This is a genomic window from Blastococcus aggregatus (assembly GCF_900221005.1).
Lineage (GTDB): Bacteria > Actinomycetota > Actinomycetes > Mycobacteriales > Geodermatophilaceae > Blastococcus > Blastococcus aggregatus.
Map to the genome: position 1 here is coordinate 52498 of NZ_OBQI01000003.1, position 17569 is coordinate 70066.

Sequence of the window (17569 nt, forward strand, 5' to 3'; positions counted from 1 at the left end):
GACCCACTCCAGAGAGAGGCACCCCCGTGCGCACTGCCGCCACCGAACTCGTCGGGATCGACGTCCCGATCTTCGCCTTCAGCCACTGCCGCGACGTCGTCGCCGCCGTCACCAACGCCGGCGGGCTCGGCGTCCTGGGCGCCGTGGCGCACACCCCGGAGCAGCTCGACATCGACCTCGCCTGGATCGAGGAGGAGGTGAAGGGCCGGCCCTACGGCGTCGACCTGCTCGTGCCGGAGAAGTTCGCCGGCTCCGAGTCCGGCGGCCTGGACCGCGCCGCGCTCGGCGACCTCCTGCCCGCCGGGCACCGGCAGTGGCTCGACGGGCTGCTCGATCGCTACGGCATCCCGCCGCTGCCCGCCGACACCCCGACCGGCGGCCGCAGCTCCGGCGTCGGCGGCATGCGGGTCGACCCCAAGAGCATGGCGCCGCTGCTCGACGTCCTGTTCGCGCACAAGACGAAGCTCGTCGCCTCCGCCCTCGGCCCGCCGCCGCCGCACTTCATCGAGCGGGCGCACGGCGCCGGCATCCCGGTGGCCGCGCTGGCCGGCTCGGTCGAGCACGCGATCAAGCACAAGGCGGCCGGCGCCGACCTCGTCGTCGCCCAGGGCACCGAGGCCGGCGGGCACACCGGGCAGATCGCCACGATGGTCCTCGTGCCCGAGGTCGTCGACGCGGTGGGCCCGCTGCCCGTCCTCGCCGCCGGTGGCATCGGCCGCGGCCGGCAGCTCGCCGCCGGCATGGCGCTGGGCGCCGACGGCGTCTGGTGCGGTTCGGTCTGGCTCACGACCGAGGAGGCCGAGACCAACCCGGCGGTCAAGGAGAAGTTCCTGCGGGCCGGGCTCGGCGACACCGTCCGGTCGCGGTCGATGACCGGCAAGCCGGCGCGGATGCTGCGCAGCCCGTGGACCGAGGAGTGGGAGTCCGCCGAGGGCCCCGGCACGCTGCCCATGCCGCTGCAGCCGATGCTCGTCGGCGAGGCGCAGGCGCGGATCAACCGGGTCGCGGGCACGCCCGGCACGCCGGCGAACGACCTGGCGACCTACTTCGTCGGCCAGATCGTGGGCAGCGCGAGCATGAGCACGGTCCGCCCCTCGCGTCGCGTCGTCCTCGAGATGGTCGAGGAGTTCGTCGAGGCCGTCGAGCGGCTGAACCGCTTCGTCGAGAGCTGAGCGCACCGGGCGGTCCGCCCGCCCCCGTACCGCGACGAGATCGGCGATCTCGCGCCTTCAGCCCCCTGGAGCGCGCGACATCGCCGATCTCGCCGGTTCGGCAGGTCCGGCACTCGACCGTTATCCCCAACACCCATGCGCCGAAGGCGCCGGGCGAAGAGCCCCGCAGTTGAGGGCAGGGGCCCGGCTCAGGACTCCGCGAGGCGGCGGCACTCCGGGCAGGGGGACGACGACCCGAGCCCGCGGGGGCCGCTCCACTTCCCCTGGACGACGTCGACCGAGGCACCGCAGACGGCGGCCCACGGCGCCGGCAGGTCCGCGGTCTCCGCGAGGACGGCGTGCGCCAGCCCGGTGCTCTGGTTCCGGCCGGCGGCGTGGTCGCTGCTGCTCATGGTTCCAGCATGCGGGGGGTGGGTGCGGAGCGCGTCGACGGGGTAGCGGCCCTCCCGTGGCGGCATCGGCACGAGCGGCGGCGGGGGAGCGGCTGCCCTCGAAGGCGTCGGGCCTGCTCTACGGCATAGGTTTCGGCGGCTTCGTCGACGGCATCGTGCTGCACCAGATCCTGCAGTGGCACCACATGATCAGCTCGGTCGACGGTCGCGATCCGGGCACGCTGGCCGGGTTGGAGGCCAACACCGTCGCCGACGGGTTCTTCCACCTGGGCACGTGGGCCGCCGCCGTCGCCGGCATGGTCACCGCGCTGATCGCCTGGCGGCAGGGCCGGATCGCACCCAGCTGGAGCTTCCACCTCGGCCTCGTCGTCGCCGGCTGGGGGCTGTTCAACCTCGTCGAGGGGCTGGTCGACCACCAGATCCTCGGCGTGCACCACGTCCGCGACGACCTCGGTGCGCCGCTGAGCTGGGACATCGGGTTCCTGGTCTCCGGGGTCGTCCTCATCGCGGCCGGGTGGCTGCTGCACCGCCGCGGGGTGCGCGTCCTGGAGCGGCGGGCGGCCCGACGGACGCCGAACCCGGTGGACGGTCCGCCGGGACCATGATCGGGTGAGCCGGTGGAACACCTGCTCCGGCTCGACGACCGCACCGTCCTGTGGGCCGAGGAACGGGGGAACCCGGCGGGCTCGCCGTTGCTCCTGATCATGGGCGCGAACGCCAGCGGCGTCGTGTGGCCGGAGCCGCTGCTGGACCGGCTGGGCGCCCGGCACCGGGTGATCCGTTACGACCACCGCGACACCGGGCGCTCGTCCCGGGTCTTCGCGGACCGGCCCTACGCGGTGCGGGACCTGGCCGAGGACGCCGTGGCCGTGCTCGACGCTCTCGGTGTCGACCGGGCCCACGTCGTCGGGATGTCGATGGGCGGCGTCCTCGTCCAGCTCCTGCTGCTGGACCACCCCGACCGGCTGCTCAGCGCCACGGTCTTCGCGACGGCCGCGCTCGGCGCGGGCCTGGCGGGGCCGGACGGAGCATCCGGGCAGCTGCCGGGACCGGACCCGGAACTGCTCGCGTACTGGCAGACCATGGGGGAGGAGCGCGACGCCGAGGCGGAGCTCGCCTGGCGGGTGGAGCACTGGAGGCGCCTCGCCGGCACCGTGCTCCCCTTCGACGCGGCCGAGTTCCGCGCGCTCGAGGAGCGGGTGAGGGCGCACGGCGGCGGCGCGCGTGGCACGGTCGCGCACGCCCTGGCCGACCAGTCGGGGCTCGACCGGGGGCGTGAACTGGAGGCGAACCGGGTGCCCACCCTGGTGATCGAGGCGCCCGAGGACCCGGTCAACCCGCCTCCGCACGCCGCGCACCTCGTCGCGACGATCGGCGCCGCGCGGATGGTGACCATCCCCGGGATGGGGCACGCCCTGCCGACCTCGGTGCTCGACCGTCTCGCCGAGGAGATCGAGGCGCACACCGCCGGTGTCGACGGGCGCGCGTCCGCCTGACCGTCACCGGTTCCCTTGATCCCGCACCCGGGGCGGGGCAGGCTGTGACGCGGACCACAGTCGCACCTCCAGGAGGACGCCGTGGAAGCGCACGTCGGAGACCGGATCGTCGTCCATTCGACCCACCAGGGGGAGCCCGACCGCATCGGCGAGATCGTCGAGTGCGCCGAGCCCGGTGGCGGGCCGCCGTACCGCGTGCGCTGGGAGCCGGACGGGCACGTGGCGCTGTTCTACCCGGCCGGCACGGCGACCGTGCTGCACTCCACCGGCTCGCGGAACTGAGCCGCGCAGATGGCGAAGGAGACCGCAGCAGCGCCCGCTCCACGACCGGCCGGGCAGGTGCGCAACGTCGCCCTGGTCGGCCACACGGGTGCGGGCAAGACCAGCCTGGCCGAGGCGTTGCTCGTCGCCACCGGAGCGCTGCCCCGCGCCGGCCGGGTCGAGGACGGCACGACCTGCCTGGACACCGAGGACGTCGAGATCCGGCAGCGGCGCTCGGTGTCGCTGGGCGTCGCGACCGTCGAGCACGCCGGGCACCGCATCACCCTCCTCGACACCCCGGGGGCGCCGGACTTCGTGGGCGAGCTGCGGGCCGGTCTCCGGGCCGCCGACGCAGCCCTCTTCGTCGTCTCGGCCGTCAACGGTGTGGACGCGACCACCGTCGCCCTGTGGGAGGAGTGCGCGGCCGTCGGGATGCCGCGTGCGGTCGTGCTCACCCAGATCGACCGGCCGCAGGCCGACGTCGACGACGCCGTGCGGCTGTGCCAGATGCTGCTGGGGGAGAACGTCTTCCCCGTGCACCTGGTGGACCGGGCCGCCGACGGCTCGGTGCGCCGGCTCGTCTCGCTGCTCGACCCCGACGCGGCGGCGAGCGAGAACGAGGCCGACCGGCTCCGGTCGGAGCTGATCGAGGGCATCATCGGCGAGAGCGAGGACGAGGCGCTCATGGAGCGCTACCTCGCCGGTGACCAGCTCGTCCAGGGCGACCTGATCGCCGACCTCGGCACCGCTGTCGCCCGCGGGCACTTCCACCCGGTGCTCTGCGCGGCGCCGACGTCGGGCATCGGCGTCGACTCGCTCCTCGAACTGGTGGTGGCGGGCTTCCCGAGCCCCGCCGAGCACGGCTGCCCACCGGTCACCCGGCCGGACGGGGGGACGGCGCCGGCGCTGGACTGCGACCCGGACGGGCCGCTGGTCGCCGAGGTGGTCAAGACGACGACGGACCCCTACGTGGGCCGGGTCTCGCTCGTGCGCGTCTTCTCCGGCACCCTGCGTCCCGACGTCGCCGTCCACGTCTCCGGCCACGGCGCGGCCGACCGGGGGCATCCCGACCACGACCTCGACGAGCGCATCGGCTCGATCACCTCGCCGCTGGGCTCGCTGCTGCGGCCGGTCGCCGCCTGCCCGGCCGGGGACATCTGCGCGATCGCCCGGCTGACCAGCGCGGAGACCGGCGACACGCTGTCCTCGCCGGAGGATCCGCGGCTCGTCCCGCCGTGGGAGCTGCCCACCCCGCAGCTGCCGGTGGCCGTGGAGGCGGCCTCGCGCTCGGACGAGGACCGGCTGGCCACCGCGCTGGCCCGGCTGGTCGCCGAGGACCCGACGGTGCGGCTCGAACGCCGTCCCGAGACCGGGCAGCTGCTGCTGTGGTGCGTCGGCGACGCGCACGCCGAGGTGCTGCTGGAACGGTTGCGGAGCCGGCACGGCGTCGCGGTCACCACCGTTCCGGTAAGGGTGCCGCTGGTGGAGACCCTGGCCGGCCCGGCGCGGGTGACGGCCCGGCACGTCAAGCAGTCCGGGGGACACGGGCAGTACGCCGTCGTCGTCGTGGAGGGGGAGCCGGGGCCGCCCGGGAGCGGCATCGTCTTCGCGCAGCGGATCGTGGGCGGCACGGTGCCCAGCCAGTTCCACGCCAGCGTGGAGAAGGGCGTCCGGACCCAGGCCGAGCGCGGCCTGGGCGGGGAACGCGCCGTCGTCGACGTGCGCGTCACCCTGGTCGACGGCAAGGCGCACTCGGTCGACTCCTCCGACGCCGCGTTCCAGGCCGCCGGCGCCCAGGCGCTGCGCGAGCTGGCCGCCGCGGCGGGCACCCGCGTGCTGGAGCCGTGGTGCGAGGTGGCCGTCCGGGTGCCCGCCGAGCACGTCGGCGCGGTGATGAGCGACCTGTCCTCGCGCCGCGCGCGGGTCACCGGCAGTGACACCGATCCGGCCTCCGACCGGGCGACGGTGCACGCCGAGGTGCCCGAGGTCGAGCTGCTCGCCTATCCCGGTGTGCTGCGCTCGATCACGCACGGCACCGGCTCCTTCGACCGCCGTCCGCTCGGCCACGAGCCCGCCCCGGCCTCGCTCTCGGTGCCCGCCTGAGCTCACGCGGCGCGCGGACCCGCCGCCGTCCGGCGTGTGGCGGCCGCCGTCCCGGCGTCCACTAGCCTCTGCGCAGAGGGAACTGCGGCCGGGAGGGGATCGTGACGTCGTCGAACGGGCCGTCGGCCGAGACGACGGCGGCGCACGGTGCCTTCGTCGGCCGGGACGAGCTCCCCGACCGGGTGTGGACGCTGCCCAACGCGCTGTCGGTGCTGCGCCTGCTGGGCGTGCCGCTGTTCCTGTGGCTGCTGCTGGGGCCGGAGGCGGACGGCTGGGCCGTCATCGTGCTCATGGTCTCGGGCTTCACCGACTGGGCCGACGGCAAGCTCGCGCGCTGGCTGGACCAGGGCAGCCGGATCGGCGCCCTGCTGGATCCCGCCGCCGACCGGCTCTACATCGTCTGCACGCTGGTCGCCCTCGCCCTGCGCGACATCGCACCGGTCTGGCTGGTCGCGCTGCTCCTGGGCCGTGAGCTCGTCCTCGGCGTCATGCTGCTCGTCCTGCGCCGGTACGGCTATCCGCCGCTGCAGGTGCACTACCTGGGCAAGGCCGCGACGTTCCTGCTGCTCTACGCCTTCCCCGGGCTGCTGCTCGCCGACGGCACCGGCTGGCTGGCGACGGCCATCGAGCCCTTCGCCTGGGCGTTCACCATCTGGGGAACGGCCCTGTACCTGCTGGCCGGCGTCTTCTACGTCGCCCAGGTGGTGGGGATCGTCCGGACGGAGCGGGCCGCCCCCGCGGCGGGCGCGGTGCCGTGACCGCACGTCCCCCGGGTGGCGGCCCGCGTTCGCTGGGTGCCTCGCTGCTCGACGACGTGCTCGCCGAGACCCTCGACCCGGCCTACGCCCAGGCGGCGGAGGCGCGGGCCGCCGCCGGTCCGGGTGCGGCCGGGCCCCGCTGGCGCGGCCGGGTGCTGGTCGCGCTCACGCTGGTCGTGGCCGGGGTCCTCGCCGCGGTCACCTACGACGAGGCCGCCGCCCGGCTGCAGGGGCGGCAGGAGATCCGGGCGGCGCTGGTGGACGACATCCGCGCCGAGTCCGACGCCAGCGACGAGCTGGCCGCCGAGCTCGAGTCGCTCCGGGCGGAGGTCGGCCGGGCCCGCGACGAGCTGCTGGCGTCCTCGACGACCGGCCAGCGCGCGCTGGACGAGCTCGCCCGGGCCGAGGCCGGCGCGGCCGCGCTGCCGGTCAGCGGACCGGGGCTGCTGGTCACCCTGGCCAACGCAGGGTCCGACGCCGACGACGACCCGGTCGGGGGCGGCACCGAGGCCGACGTCCGCGGCCGCGTGCGCGACGGCGACCTCCAGCAGGTGGTCAACGCGCTGTGGGCCGCCGGCGCCGAGGCGATCAGCATCAACGGCCAGCGACTGGGGCCGACCAGTGCCATCCGGTTCGCCGGTGAGGCCGTCCTCGTCGACTTCCGCCCGGTGACCAACCCCTACGAGGTGCGTGCCATCGGCGATCCCGAGAGCCTCTCCAGCGGGTTCCTCGCCAGCCCCGAGGTCGGCGCCCTCGCCCTGATCGAGGAGACCTACGGGCTCCGCTTCGACTTCGCGCGCAAGGACGACCTGAGCCTGCCCGCGGCCAGCACCCCCGAGCTGCGTGCGGCCCGGCCGGTGACCGACGTGCCCACCGCCCCACCGACCGACCCCGCGACCGGAGACTGACCCGTGATCCCGATCCTCGGCCTGGTGGCCGGCGTGCTGCTCGGCCTGCTGCTGGACCCCACCGTCCCCCTGGGGCTGCAGCCCTACCTGCCGATCGCGGTGGTGGCCGCGCTGGATGCCGTCTTCGGTGGCTTCCGCGCCCGGCTGGACGGCATCTTCGACGCCAAGGTCTTCGTCATCTCGTTCGTGTCGAACGTCGTCGTCGCGGCGCTCATCGTCTTCCTCGGCGACCAGCTCGGCGTGGGTGCGCAGCTGTCCACGGCCGTCGTCGTCGTCCTCGGCATCCGCATCTTCGGCAACGCCGCCGCCATTCGACGGCACATCTTCCGGGCATGAGCACCGACCCGCCCCCGGTCGAGCCGCCCCCGGTCGGCCCGCCCCCGGTCGACCCGCCGCAGGCGGGGGAGGGGGACCGGCCCGCCCGGAGGCGGGACCTGCCCGCCGCCCTGCTGATCGGCGTCCTCACCCTGCTGCTCGGCTTCGCCTTCACGGTGCAGGTGCGCAACTCCGACGACGAGCAGGTGCTGGCCGGCGCGCGCGAGGAGGACCTGGTGCGCATCGTCGACGAGGTCAGCTCCCGCGGGGTCCGGCTGCGCGAGCAGATCGCCGACCAGCGCAGCGCCCTGCGGCAGCTCACCAGCTCCGACAGCGAGACCGCCTCGGCGCTGGAGGAGGCGGGCACCCGGGCCGCCGCGCTCGGCGTCCTCAACGGCACCGCACCCGCGGAGGGGCCGGGGCTGCGCATGACGCTGCGGGACCCGGACGACGGGCTGCGCGTCACGGACCTGATCGACGTGATCCAGGAACTCCGCGGCGCGGGTGCCGAGACGATGCAGTTCGACGGCGTGCGCGTGGGGCTGAGCACCGCGGTCACCGGCACCGCCGGGGCGCTGCTGATCGACGGGCGCCCCGTCACCGCCCCCTACGAGGTGCTGGTGCTCGGCTCGCCGCAGGACCTGGAGACCGCGCTGAACATCCCCGGGGGAGTGGTGCAGGCCGTCGGCAGCCGGGGCGGCTCGGTGACGATCGAGCAGGTGCCCGAGCTCCTCGTCGACGCGTTGCGGCCGCTCCCCGAGGCTCAATACGCTGCGCCGGACGACGACGACTGAACCCTCCGACCGACCCCTCGGCCGCCCCCGCGCGCCGCCCACCTCCTCCCTGGGAGAAGATCCCCGCATGGCCACTCCGGACGACCGCCGCTACACCGACCAGCACGAGTGGGCGCTGGTGCAGGGCACCGACGGCACGTCGACAGTCGTGCGCGTCGGCATCACCGACCACGCCCAGGACGCCCTGGGGGACATCGTCTTCGTGCAGCTGCCCTCGGTGGGCGACGAGGTGACCCCGGGGACGCCGATCGGCGAGGTGGAGTCGACCAAGTCGGTGTCCGACGTCTACGCGCCCGTCGCCGGGATCGTGGCCGCGGTCAACGAGGCGCTCACCGACGCGCCGGAGACGGTCAACGCCGATCCGTACGGCGCCGGCTGGCTGGTGGAGATCAGCGTGCCCGGTGAGGGCGGCGACCCGATCGGGGCGCTGCTGGACGCCGGCGCCTACCAGGCGCTGGTCGACGGCTCCTGACGGCCCCGCCTGCGGCGCCGTCCGGGCCCCTGCTCACTATGATCTCGACGGGGGACGGAGTCGCCGGTGACCTGCCGCGCAGCTCCCGATCCCGCCCCTGCACCTGCGGTTGACCCTCGGGTCCACCGCTGGTTCCATGACCACGGCCCGCCGCATCCGCGGTGACCGACACACGACAGGCCGCCCGGCCGGTCGTCCGCCGGCCGCCCGCAGCCTCTCCAGGGCCGCGGCGACGCCCCTCGCACCGGAGGAGACGCAACGTGCACTGCACTCGATGTGGACATGAGAACCCCGAGGGCAGTCGCTTCTGCGCCCAGTGCGGCTCGGCGCTCTCGCCCGAGCGGGTCGGCGAGTCGACCAGCGTGATCCCCAAGGTCGGGGGGGACGACTCCGGCGAGCTGCCGGAGGCGACCGAGTCGCCCGCCGACGCCCACGCCGGCGCCGTCGAATCCCTGCCGGCCGGGTCCGCCCTGCTCGTCGTGAAGCGCGGCCCGAACGCGGGCAGCCGCTTCCTGCTCGACCAGGACGTCACCACCGCCGGACGGCACCCGGACAGCGACATCTTCCTCGACGACGTGACGGTCAGCCGCCGGCACGTGGAGTTCCACCGCGAGGGCAGCGGCTTCTCGGTGCGCGACGTGGGCAGCCTCAACGGCACCTACGTCAACCGCGAGCCGGTCGACGTCGCCACCTTGTCGGGCGGCGACGAGGTGCAGATCGGCAAGTTCCGCCTCGTCTACCTGACCGGTCCCCGGACCGGCGAGCCGGCCGCTCGCTAGTGGGCGGTCCGGCTCGCTCCACGGGGGAGGCCGGCGACCAGCACATCCCGCGCCTCACCATCGGTGAGGTGCTCGCGGTGCTGCGGGACGACTTCCCCGACGTGACGATCAGCAAGATCCGGTACCTGGAGTCGGAGGACCTGGTCCACCCGCAGCGCACGCCGTCGGGGTATCGGAAGTTCTCCCGGGCCGACGTCAGCCGGCTGCGGTACGTGCTGACGGCGCAGCGGGACCACTACCTCCCGCTGCGCGTCATCAAGGACCACCTCGAGGCGCTCGACCGCGGTGAGCCGGTGCCCGACAGCTCCGGTCCGGCCGCCGTGCCACCGCGCGCCCCCGGGAACGACGACGGCGAGGCCGCGCCGCTGACCCCGGACCAGTTCGCCCGGGCGGCGGGCCTCGAGCCCGACCAGCTCGCCGCCTGCGTCCAGTTCGGACTGCTCGCCACCGACGCCGAGGGGCGGCACCCGGTCGCCGACCTGGCGGTCGCGCGGGCCGCCGCGGGCCTGGCCCGGCACGGCATCGAGCCGCGCCACCTGCGGGTCTACCGCACCGGCGTGGAGCGCGAGGCCGGTCTGGTGGAGCAGCTCGTCGCGCCGGTCCTGCGCGCCCGCTCCGAGGAGGCTCGCACCCGCGCCACGGAGAAGCTGCGCGAGCTGGCCGGGCTCTCCGCGCAGTTGCACACCGCGCTGCTGGAGGCGCGGCTCCGGGAACTCCTGCGCCCCTGACTCCGGCGTACGGTGAACTCGTCGCAGTACCCGACCGCCGCCTCCGAACCAGCCACCACACCGCCCCGCCGCCGGACGACGCCCATCGGTCCGGACCGCCGGGCACGCAGCCGAGGGAGCCGTACCGTGCAGGAGCTTCGAGTCGTCGGTGTCCGGGTGGAGTTGCCCGGGAACCAGCCGATCCTGCTGCTCAAGGAGACGCAGGGGGAGCGCTACCTGCCGATCTGGATCGGTGCGGTCGAGGCCGCGGCCATCGCGTTCGAGCAGCAGGGTGTGCGCCCCGCCCGGCCGATGACCCACGACCTCCTCCGCGAGGTGATCACCGCCCTCGGTGCCGAGCTCGAGGCGGTCAACATCACCGAGATGCGCGAGGGCATCTACATCGCCGAGCTCGTCCTCGGTGACGAGCGGGTGGTCAGCGCCCGGCCGTCGGACGCGGTCGCCCTGGCCGTGCGCACCGGTGCGCCGATCTTCGGGGCCGACGACCTGCTCGACGAGGTCGGCATCGAGATCCCCGACGAGCAGGAGGACGAGGTCGAGAAGTTCCGCGAGTTCCTCGACCAGATCTCGCCGGAGGACTTCGGCGCCGGTTCCGGATCCGGCGGCGGCGCCGCCTGACGGCGGCCATCCGGACATCATCGGCAGCTCCGCGCGGCACTCCACTCGAAATGATGAGCGGGACGACACGCCGCCCCGCTCAGTTGACCGGCCCCCTGGCCCGGCTTACGGTCGGCGAACAACAACGGTGTGACACCTGAGGTCGGTGGGCGCAGACCCATGGAACTCGACCCCGGGTGCCAGCCGTCGACCCGCGCCGCGCGAGCGGAGCGGGACAGAGGAGGACGCCGACGTGAGCGACCAGGACAAGGGCTCCCAGGGTCAGCTCTTCAGCGACGCCGCAGTCGGGGCTCCCGCCTACGACGAGGTCGACACCGATCTCGTCGGGTACCGCGGCCCGACGGCGTGCGCTGCCGCGGGCATCACCTACCGGCAGCTCGACTACTGGGCCCGCACCGGCCTCGTCGCCCCGTCGGTCCGCAGCGCCACCGGCTCGGGCACCCAGCGGCTCTACTCCTTCCGCGACATCCTCGTGCTCAAGGTCGTCAAGCGGCTCCTGGACACCGGCGTCTCCCTGCAGAACATCCGCAAGGCCGTCGACCACCTGCGCAATCGCGGCATCAAGGACCTCGCCAACATCACGCTGTTCTCCGACGGCGCGACGGTGTACGAGTGCACCTCCGCCGAGGAGGTCGTCGACCTGCTGGCCGGGGGCCAGGGCGTCTTCGGCATCGCCGTCTCCGGCGCGCTGCGGGAGCTGTCCGGCGAGCTCGCCGAGCTGCCCGCCGAGCGGCTCGACGGCGCGCCGATGGACTCCGCCGACGACGAGCTCTCCATGCGCCGCCGCCGCCGCGCCATGTGATTCGTCGTTCCCCGGCCCCGCTCGTCGGGACCGGTGAACCCGGGTGACCCACATGGCCCGCCGTCGTGGGTCGCCACGGTTCAACGGTCGGTCCCGAGTGACCCGGGTAACCCCTGTTTCCGCCGCGGGGCGGGTGGACGTCCGCTGGTAGCGTTCTGGCAGTGGCAGACCGTGCTGAGACCGTCGCTGGAACCGAGGGCGGGGCGCTTCCGCCGTTCGCCGGCTCCCTTCCGTCGCTGAACTCGCTGAATCCCGCGGGGTCCTTCGCCGCCCGGCACATCGGGCCACGGGGGGACGACACCGCGGCCATGCTCGAGGTCGTGGGACACCCCACGCTCGAGTCGCTGGCAGACGCCTGCGTCCCCGAGAAGGTGCGCGACCGCACGCCGCTGGCGCTGCCGCCGGCCGCCGACGAGGCCGCCGTCCTCGCCGAGCTGCGCGAGCGGGCCGCCGAGAACCAGGTCTTCACCTCGATGATCGGTCTGGGCTACTCCGGCACGATCACCCCGACGGTCATCCAGCGCACGGTGCTGGAGAACCCCGCCTGGTACACCGCGTACACGCCCTACCAGCCCGAGATCAGCCAGGGCCGGCTCGAGGCGCTGATCAACTTCCAGACGATGGTCTCCGACCTCACCGGTCTGGACGTCGCCGGCGCCTCCATGCTCGACGAGGCCACCGCCGCCGCCGAGGCGATGACGCTCGTGCGCCGGGCGGGGCGGGCCAAGCCCGACGCCGTCTTCGTCGTCGACGCCGACACGCTGCCCCAGACGCTCGCGGTCCTCGAGACCCGTGCCGAGCCGCTCGGCATCGCCCTCCACGTCACCGACCTCTCGCAGGGCTGGCCCACCGACCTGCCCGAGGCCGGCGCGTTCGGCGTGCTGCTGTCCTACCCGGGTGCCAGCGGCGCGGTCCGCGACCACTGCGCCCTGGCCGCGGCCGCGCACGAGGCCGGGGCATCGGTCGTCGTCGCCGCCGACCTGCTCGCGCTCACGCTCCTGGAGGCACCGGGGGAGTGGGGCGCCGACGTCGCCTGCGGCACCAGCCAGCGCTTCGGTGTCCCGATGGGCTACGGCGGCCCGCACGCCGGCTACCTCTCGGTCCGCGAGGGCCTCGCCCGCCAGCTCCCGGGGCGGCTCGTCGGGGTCTCCGTGGACGCCGACGGCGACCTCGCCTACCGGCTGGCGCTGCAGACCCGCGAGCAGCACATCCGCCGCGAGAAGGCGACCAGCAACATCTGCACCGCGCAGGTGCTGCTCGCCGTCATGGCCGGCGCCTACGCCGTCTACCACGGCCCCGAGGGCCTCGCCGCGATCGCGGCCCGCGTGCACCGCAGTGCGCATGCGCTGGCGTCCGCGCTGCGGGCCGGTGGCCTGACGATCGCGCACGAGCACTTCTTCGACACGGTGACCGTCGCCGTCCCGGGGCGGGCGGCCGAGGTGGTCGCGGCTGCGGCCGAGCGGCGGATCAACCTGCGCCCGGTCGACGCCGACACCGTGGCGGTGGCCTGCGACGAGACGACGACGCCGGAGATCCTCCGCGCGGTCGCCGACTCGTTCGGGGTCGCCCTCGACGACGCCGCGCTCGACGACGCCGACGGCGACGCGCTGCCGGCCGACCTGCGCCGGCGGACCGCGTACCTCACGCACCCGGTGTTCTCCGCGCACCGCTCGGAGACGGCGATGCTGCGCTACCTGCGCTCGCTGAGCGACAAGGACCTCGCGCTGGACCGGACGATGATCCCGCTCGGCTCGTGCACGATGAAGCTGAACTCGGCCACCGAGATGGCCGCGATCACCTGGCCGGAGTTCGCCGGGCTGCACCCGTTCGCCCCCGCCGAGCAGGCGCGGGGGTACAGCCGCCTGATCGACGAGCTGTGCGGCTGGCTGGCCGAGGTGACCGGCTACGCCGCCGTCAGCGTGCAGCCCAACGCCGGCTCGCAGGGCGAGTTCGCCGGGCTGCTGGCCATCCGCGGCTACCACCGCTCGCGCGGGGACGAGGGCCGCGACGTCTGCCTGATCCCGAGCTCGGCGCACGGCACCAACGCGGCCAGCGCCGTCATGGCCGGCATGCGGGTCGTCGTCGTCGCCTGCGACGAGGCCGGCAACGTCGACCTCGGCGACCTGCGCGCCAAGGTCGACCAGCACGCCGAGCGGCTCGCCGCGATCATGCTGACCTACCCCTCCACGCACGGGGTGTACGAGACCGAGGTGCGCGAGATCTGCGCCGCGGTGCACGACGCCGGCGGCCAGGTCTACGTCGACGGCGCCAACCTCAACGCCCTGGTCGGCCTCGCCCGTCCCGGCCGGTTCGGCTCCGACGTCAGCCACCTCAACCTGCACAAGACCTTCTGCATCCCGCACGGCGGCGGCGGCCCCGGCGTCGGCCCCATCGGCGTCGCCGAGCACCTGGTGCCGTTCCTGCCCGGCCACCCGCTGGTCGAGACCGGCGGCCGGGGGCCGGCCGTCTCCGGGGCCCCCTTCGGCTCGGCGGGCATCCTGCCGATCTCCTGGGCCTACGTCCGGCTGATGGGCCCCGACGGCCTCACGAAGGCGACCGAGCACGCGATCCTGGGCGCCAACTACCTGGCCGCCCGGCTGCGCGAGCACTTCCCGGTGCTCTACACCGGCGCGGACGGCATGGTCGCCCACGAGTGCATCCTCGACATCCGGCCGCTCACCAAGGCCACCGGCATCACCAACGACGACATCGCCAAGCGGCTCATCGACTTCGGCTTCCACGCGCCGACGATGAGCTTCCCGGTGGCGGGCACGCTCATGGTCGAGCCGACCGAGAGCGAGGACAAGGCCGAGCTGGACCGCTTCGTCGAGGCGATGGTGACCATCCGCGGCGAGATCGAGAAGGTCGCCTCCGGCGAGTACGACGCCACGGACAACCCGCTGCGCAACGCGCCGCACACCCTGGCGATGCTCGCGGGGGAGTGGGAGCGCCCCTATCCCCGGACGACGGCGATCTACCCCGTCCGCGGGCTGCAGGGCCGGGGCTACCTCAGCCCGGTCCGCCGGATCGACCAGGCCTACGGCGACCGCAACCTGGTCTGCGCCTGCCCGCCGATCGAGGCGTTCGCCGAGCACGACTTCGGCGAGCACGCGCCGGACGCGTTCGGGTCGACGCCGGAGCGTGCGGCCGGGGCGCCGGACGACCTGGGGACGACGGCCGACGTGGTGGGCGCCCAGGCCTGACCCGGCGGCCCGGGGCTGGCGTCCTGTCGTACCCGGGTGGCACGGTGTCGCCCGTGACCGCCGCGGACGACGTCAAGGCCGACCTCCTGCGCTACCTGCAGATGGCGCGCGATGCCCTGCTCTGGAAGCTCGACGGGCTCTCCGAGTACCACGTGCGCCGGCCGATGACGCCGACCGGGACGAACCTGCTCGGCCTGGTGAAGCACCTGACCTTCGTCGAGCTCGGCTACTTCGGGCCGACGTTCGGCCGGCCGGTCGACGAGGTGCGCGCCTGGGTCGAGGACGACGGTTCCGACCCCAACTGGGACCTGTGGGCGACGGCCGACGAGTCGCGCGAGCAGATCCTGGACGGCTACCGCCGCGCGTGGGCGGTCGCCGACGCCACCGTCACCGACCTGCCGCTCGACGCGGTGGGGGAGGTGTCCTGGTGGACCTCCGGGCGGGTGACCCTGCACCGCATCCTGGTGCACGTCATCGCGGAGACGCACCGGCACCTCGGCCACGCCGACATCGTGCGCGAGAGCATCGACGGTGCGGTGGGGGCGCGGCGGGACGTCGACAACCTGCCCGAGGTCGACGCGGCCTGGTGGCCGGCCTACCGGGAGCGACTGGAGGGCGTGGCCCGCGAGGCGGGGGACCGGTGACCGTCCCGGGGACGGACGCGATCTTCTCCGATCCCCGGCTGGCCGTGCTCTACGACACCTTCGACGGCGAGCGCTCGGACCTGGACGCCTACGCCGCCCTCGTGGACGAGTGGGGGGCGCGGTCCCTGCTCGACGTCGGCTGCGGCACGGGCTCCTTCGCCTGCCAGCTCGCCGGCCGCGGGGTGCAGGTGGTCGGCCTGGACCCGGCGGCGGCCTCGCTGGACGTGGCCCGCAGGAAGCCGCACGCGGAGCAGGTGACGTGGGTGCACGGCGACGTCCGGTCGCTGCCACCGCTGCAGGTCGACGCGGTGACCATGACCGCGAACGTGGCCCAGGTCTTCCTGGCGGACGAGGAGTGGGCCGGCGTGCTGGCGGCGGCCCACGCCGCCCTGCGCCCCGGCGGACACCTGGTGTTCGAGACCCGGCGACCGGAGCGGCGTGCCTGGCGGGGCTGGACGCCGGAGCTGTCCACCAGCCGCGCCGTCGTCCCGGGGGTCGGTGCCGTGCGGACCTGGGTGGAGGTCACCGCCGTGCAGGAGCCGCTGGTGTCGTTCCGCTGGACGTTCGTCCTCGAACGCGACGGTCAGGTGCTCACCTCGGACTCGACGCTGCGCTTCCGCAGCCGGGAGGAGGTCGCCGGCTCGTTGATCGAGGCCGGCTTCGTCGTCGAGGACGTCCGCGACGCCCCGGACCGGCCCGGGGACGAGCTCGTGTTCGTCGCCGGGCGCTGCGGCTGACCGGCGTCAGGCGCTGGCGAGCTCCGGGGCCAGCCAGGTGTGCGCGTGGGTCACGGCGCGGCCGTCGGGGAGCAACTCGCCGTCGTCGTCGAACAGGACGACGCCGTTGCACAGCAGGCTCCAGCCCTGCTCGGGGCGGCTGCTGACGACGGCGGCGAGGTCACGCGCCTCGCTGCTGGCGTCGGGGCACGGGGTGATGTGAGAGCACATGGGGGAGTCCGTCCGTTCGGGCTTCGTGGGCCCTGGTGGCTGAAGGTGAGCGTTCGATCACCGAACGCGTCCAGTGTGCGCGCGACCGGGCGCAGATCGGCGTGACGCAGATCACCACGTCATCCCGTCGGGTGGTGCACATCTGCCAAGCCGCCGTGCCCGGCGGCCGGTTCAGAGCTTGCGGAGCAGGATCCGGCGCACGGAGTGGTCGGCGGCCTTCTGCAGCACCAGCCGGGCGCGCGACCGCGTGGGCGCGATGTTGTCCCGCAGGTTCGGTGCGTTGACCGCGGACCAGATGCCCAGCGCGGTGTCCCGGGCCTGCTCGTCGGTCAGGCCGGCGAACCGGTGGAAGAAGGCCGACGTGTCGGCGAACGCGGTGCGCCGGAGGGCGAGGAACCGCTCGACGTACCAGGTCTGGATGTCGGCCTCGGAGGCGTCGACGTAGACGGAGAAGTCGAAGAAGTCCGAGGCGAACACCTCGGGGGCGGTGCCGTCGGAACGGCGACCCGCCTGCAGCACGTTGAGCCCCTCGACGACCAGGATGTCGGGTCGGTCGACGGCCTGCTGCCGGCCGGGGACGATGTCGTAGGACTGGTGGTCGTACACCGGCGCGAACACCTCCTCGCGGCCGCTCTTCACGTCGGCCAGGAAGCGCAGCAGCGCCCGGCGGTCGTAGCTCTCCGGGAAGCCCTTGCGGCCCATCAGCCCGCGGGCCTCCAGCGCCGCGTTGGGCATCAGGAAGCCGTCGGTCGTGACCAGGTCCACCCGCGGGGACCCGGGGCTGGCGGCCAGCAGGGTCTGCAGCAGCCGGGCCGTGGTGCTCTTGCCGACGGCGACGCTGCCGGCGACGGCGATCACGAAGGGCACCTTCGCCGTCGAGTCGCCGAGGAACTCGCTCTGCGCCGCCCACAGCCGGCGGCTGGCCGTGACGTGCAGACCCAGCAGGCGGGCCAGCGGCAGGTAGACGGTGGCCACCTCGTCCAGGTCGATGCGGTCACCCAGCGAGGCGAGCTCCGAGAGGTCGGCCTCGTCCAGGGGCAGCTGCGACCCCGCGGCGAGCGCTCGCCACGAGTCGCGGTCGAACACCGCGTAGGGCGAGATGGAGCCGCGCGTCCCTGCCGTCACACCCCCCATCGTGCCGTCCCGCACTGCACCGTCCTGCGCTCGGGTCACCCGT

20 protein-coding genes are annotated in these 17569 nt (G+C 74.3%); 17 read left to right on the forward strand and 3 right to left on the reverse strand.

All coding sequences use genetic code 11. The features are described from left to right. Positions 1 to 26 precede the first annotated feature (26 nt). Positions 27 to 1172 (forward strand): nitronate monooxygenase, encoded by a 1146-nt coding sequence (locus tag CRP29_RS10125; protein WP_097194960.1) that lies wholly within the window; start codon positions 27 to 29, stop codon positions 1170 to 1172. 188 nt (positions 1173 to 1360) lie between these two features. Here the strand turns inward: CRP29_RS10125 and CRP29_RS10130 are convergent, their stop codons facing one another. Then, entirely contained in the window at positions 1361 to 1564 is a 204-nt protein-coding gene (locus CRP29_RS10130) for a hypothetical protein (protein WP_097194961.1), read from the reverse strand. 56 nt (positions 1565 to 1620) lie between these two features. On the opposite strand from CRP29_RS10130, the gene CRP29_RS10135 reads away from it, so the two are divergent. The 16 genes from CRP29_RS10135 (at position 1621) to CRP29_RS10210 (ending at position 16182) form a co-directional block, all read left to right on the forward strand. Next, the gene (locus CRP29_RS10135) at positions 1621 to 2169 is read left to right on the forward strand and encodes a DUF2243 domain-containing protein (RefSeq protein ID WP_097194962.1); all 549 of its coding nucleotides are present in this window, start codon (positions 1621 to 1623) and stop codon (positions 2167 to 2169) included. A gap of 12 nt (positions 2170 to 2181) precedes the next feature. Further along, entirely contained in the window at positions 2182 to 3060 is an 879-nt protein-coding gene (locus tag CRP29_RS10140) for an alpha/beta fold hydrolase (protein WP_217991529.1), read from the forward strand. 81 nt (positions 3061 to 3141) lie between these two features. Further along, positions 3142 to 3342 carry a DUF1918 domain-containing protein gene (locus tag CRP29_RS10145; RefSeq protein WP_097194963.1) on the forward strand — a complete coding sequence of 67 codons (201 nt, stop codon included), beginning with the start codon at positions 3142 to 3144 and terminating at the stop codon, positions 3340 to 3342. 9 nt (positions 3343 to 3351) lie between these two features. Continuing rightward, positions 3352 to 5424, forward strand: coding sequence for an elongation factor G-like protein EF-G2 (locus CRP29_RS10150; RefSeq protein WP_097194964.1), 2073 nt, complete (start codon positions 3352 to 3354; stop codon positions 5422 to 5424). Positions 5425 to 5525: 101 nt separating this feature from the next. Further along, positions 5526 to 6182, forward strand: a complete 657-nt coding sequence (gene clsA / locus CRP29_RS10155) for a cardiolipin synthase ClsA (protein ID WP_097194965.1) — start codon at positions 5526 to 5528, stop codon at positions 6180 to 6182. Then, positions 6179 to 7090, forward strand: coding sequence for a DUF881 domain-containing protein (locus CRP29_RS10160; RefSeq protein WP_097194966.1), 912 nt, complete (start codon positions 6179 to 6181; stop codon positions 7088 to 7090). Before clsA ends, CRP29_RS10160 begins: the two co-directional genes overlap by 4 nt. 3 nt (positions 7091 to 7093) lie before the next feature. Further along, complete coding sequence (locus CRP29_RS10165; RefSeq protein ID WP_091982908.1) at positions 7094 to 7426, forward strand: small basic family protein; 333 nt, start codon at positions 7094 to 7096, stop codon at positions 7424 to 7426. Beyond that, on the forward strand, positions 7423 to 8199 hold the full coding sequence (locus CRP29_RS10170; RefSeq protein WP_097194967.1) for a DUF881 domain-containing protein: 777 nt from the start codon (positions 7423 to 7425) through the stop codon (positions 8197 to 8199). The genes CRP29_RS10165 and CRP29_RS10170 overlap by 4 nt, the downstream gene beginning before the upstream one ends. A gap of 67 nt (positions 8200 to 8266) precedes the next feature. Next, on the forward strand, positions 8267 to 8671 hold the full coding sequence (gene gcvH, locus CRP29_RS10175) for a glycine cleavage system protein GcvH (RefSeq protein ID WP_097194968.1): 405 nt from the start codon (positions 8267 to 8269) through the stop codon (positions 8669 to 8671). A 260-nt stretch (positions 8672 to 8931) separates the two neighbouring features. Then, the gene (gene odhI, locus CRP29_RS10180; protein ID WP_097194969.1) at positions 8932 to 9450 is read left to right on the forward strand and encodes an oxoglutarate dehydrogenase inhibitor Odhl; all 519 of its coding nucleotides are present in this window, start codon (positions 8932 to 8934) and stop codon (positions 9448 to 9450) included. Then, complete coding sequence (ftsR, locus tag CRP29_RS10185; RefSeq protein ID WP_176522910.1) at positions 9450 to 10178, forward strand: transcriptional regulator FtsR; 729 nt, start codon at positions 9450 to 9452, stop codon at positions 10176 to 10178. Before odhI ends, ftsR begins: the two co-directional genes overlap by 1 nt. A 126-nt stretch (positions 10179 to 10304) precedes the next feature. Continuing rightward, a complete protein-coding gene (locus tag CRP29_RS10190; RefSeq protein WP_097194970.1) occupies positions 10305 to 10796 on the forward strand; it encodes a bifunctional nuclease family protein in 492 nt (163 codons plus the stop codon). Positions 10797 to 11028: 232 nt separating this feature from the next. Next, positions 11029 to 11598, forward strand: a complete 570-nt coding sequence (locus tag CRP29_RS10195; RefSeq protein ID WP_091982920.1) for a MerR family transcriptional regulator — start codon at positions 11029 to 11031, stop codon at positions 11596 to 11598. Positions 11599 to 11759: 161 nt separating this feature from the next. After that, positions 11760 to 14801: an aminomethyl-transferring glycine dehydrogenase gene (gene gcvP / locus CRP29_RS10200; RefSeq protein ID WP_097194971.1), complete on the forward strand. Its 3042-nt coding sequence runs from the start codon at positions 11760 to 11762 to the stop codon at positions 14799 to 14801. 53 nt (positions 14802 to 14854) lie between these two features. Continuing rightward, the gene (locus tag CRP29_RS10205; RefSeq protein WP_245852717.1) at positions 14855 to 15445 is read left to right on the forward strand and encodes a DinB family protein; all 591 of its coding nucleotides are present in this window, start codon (positions 14855 to 14857) and stop codon (positions 15443 to 15445) included. Continuing rightward, a complete protein-coding gene (locus CRP29_RS10210) occupies positions 15442 to 16182 on the forward strand; it encodes a class I SAM-dependent methyltransferase (protein ID WP_176522911.1) in 741 nt (246 codons plus the stop codon). Before CRP29_RS10205 ends, CRP29_RS10210 begins: the two co-directional genes overlap by 4 nt. Before the next feature lie 6 nt (positions 16183 to 16188). On the opposite strand, the gene CRP29_RS10215 is transcribed toward CRP29_RS10210, so the two are convergent. Both CRP29_RS10215 and coaA read right to left on the reverse strand, forming a co-directional pair. After that, on the reverse strand, positions 16189 to 16392 hold the full coding sequence (locus CRP29_RS10215; RefSeq protein ID WP_097194972.1) for a DUF5999 family protein: 204 nt from the start codon (positions 16390 to 16392) through the stop codon (positions 16189 to 16191). A gap of 171 nt (positions 16393 to 16563) precedes the next feature. Next, complete coding sequence (gene coaA, locus CRP29_RS10220) at positions 16564 to 17526, reverse strand: type I pantothenate kinase (protein WP_097195491.1); 963 nt, start codon at positions 17524 to 17526, stop codon at positions 16564 to 16566. Between the last annotated feature and the right edge of the window lie 43 nt (positions 17527 to 17569).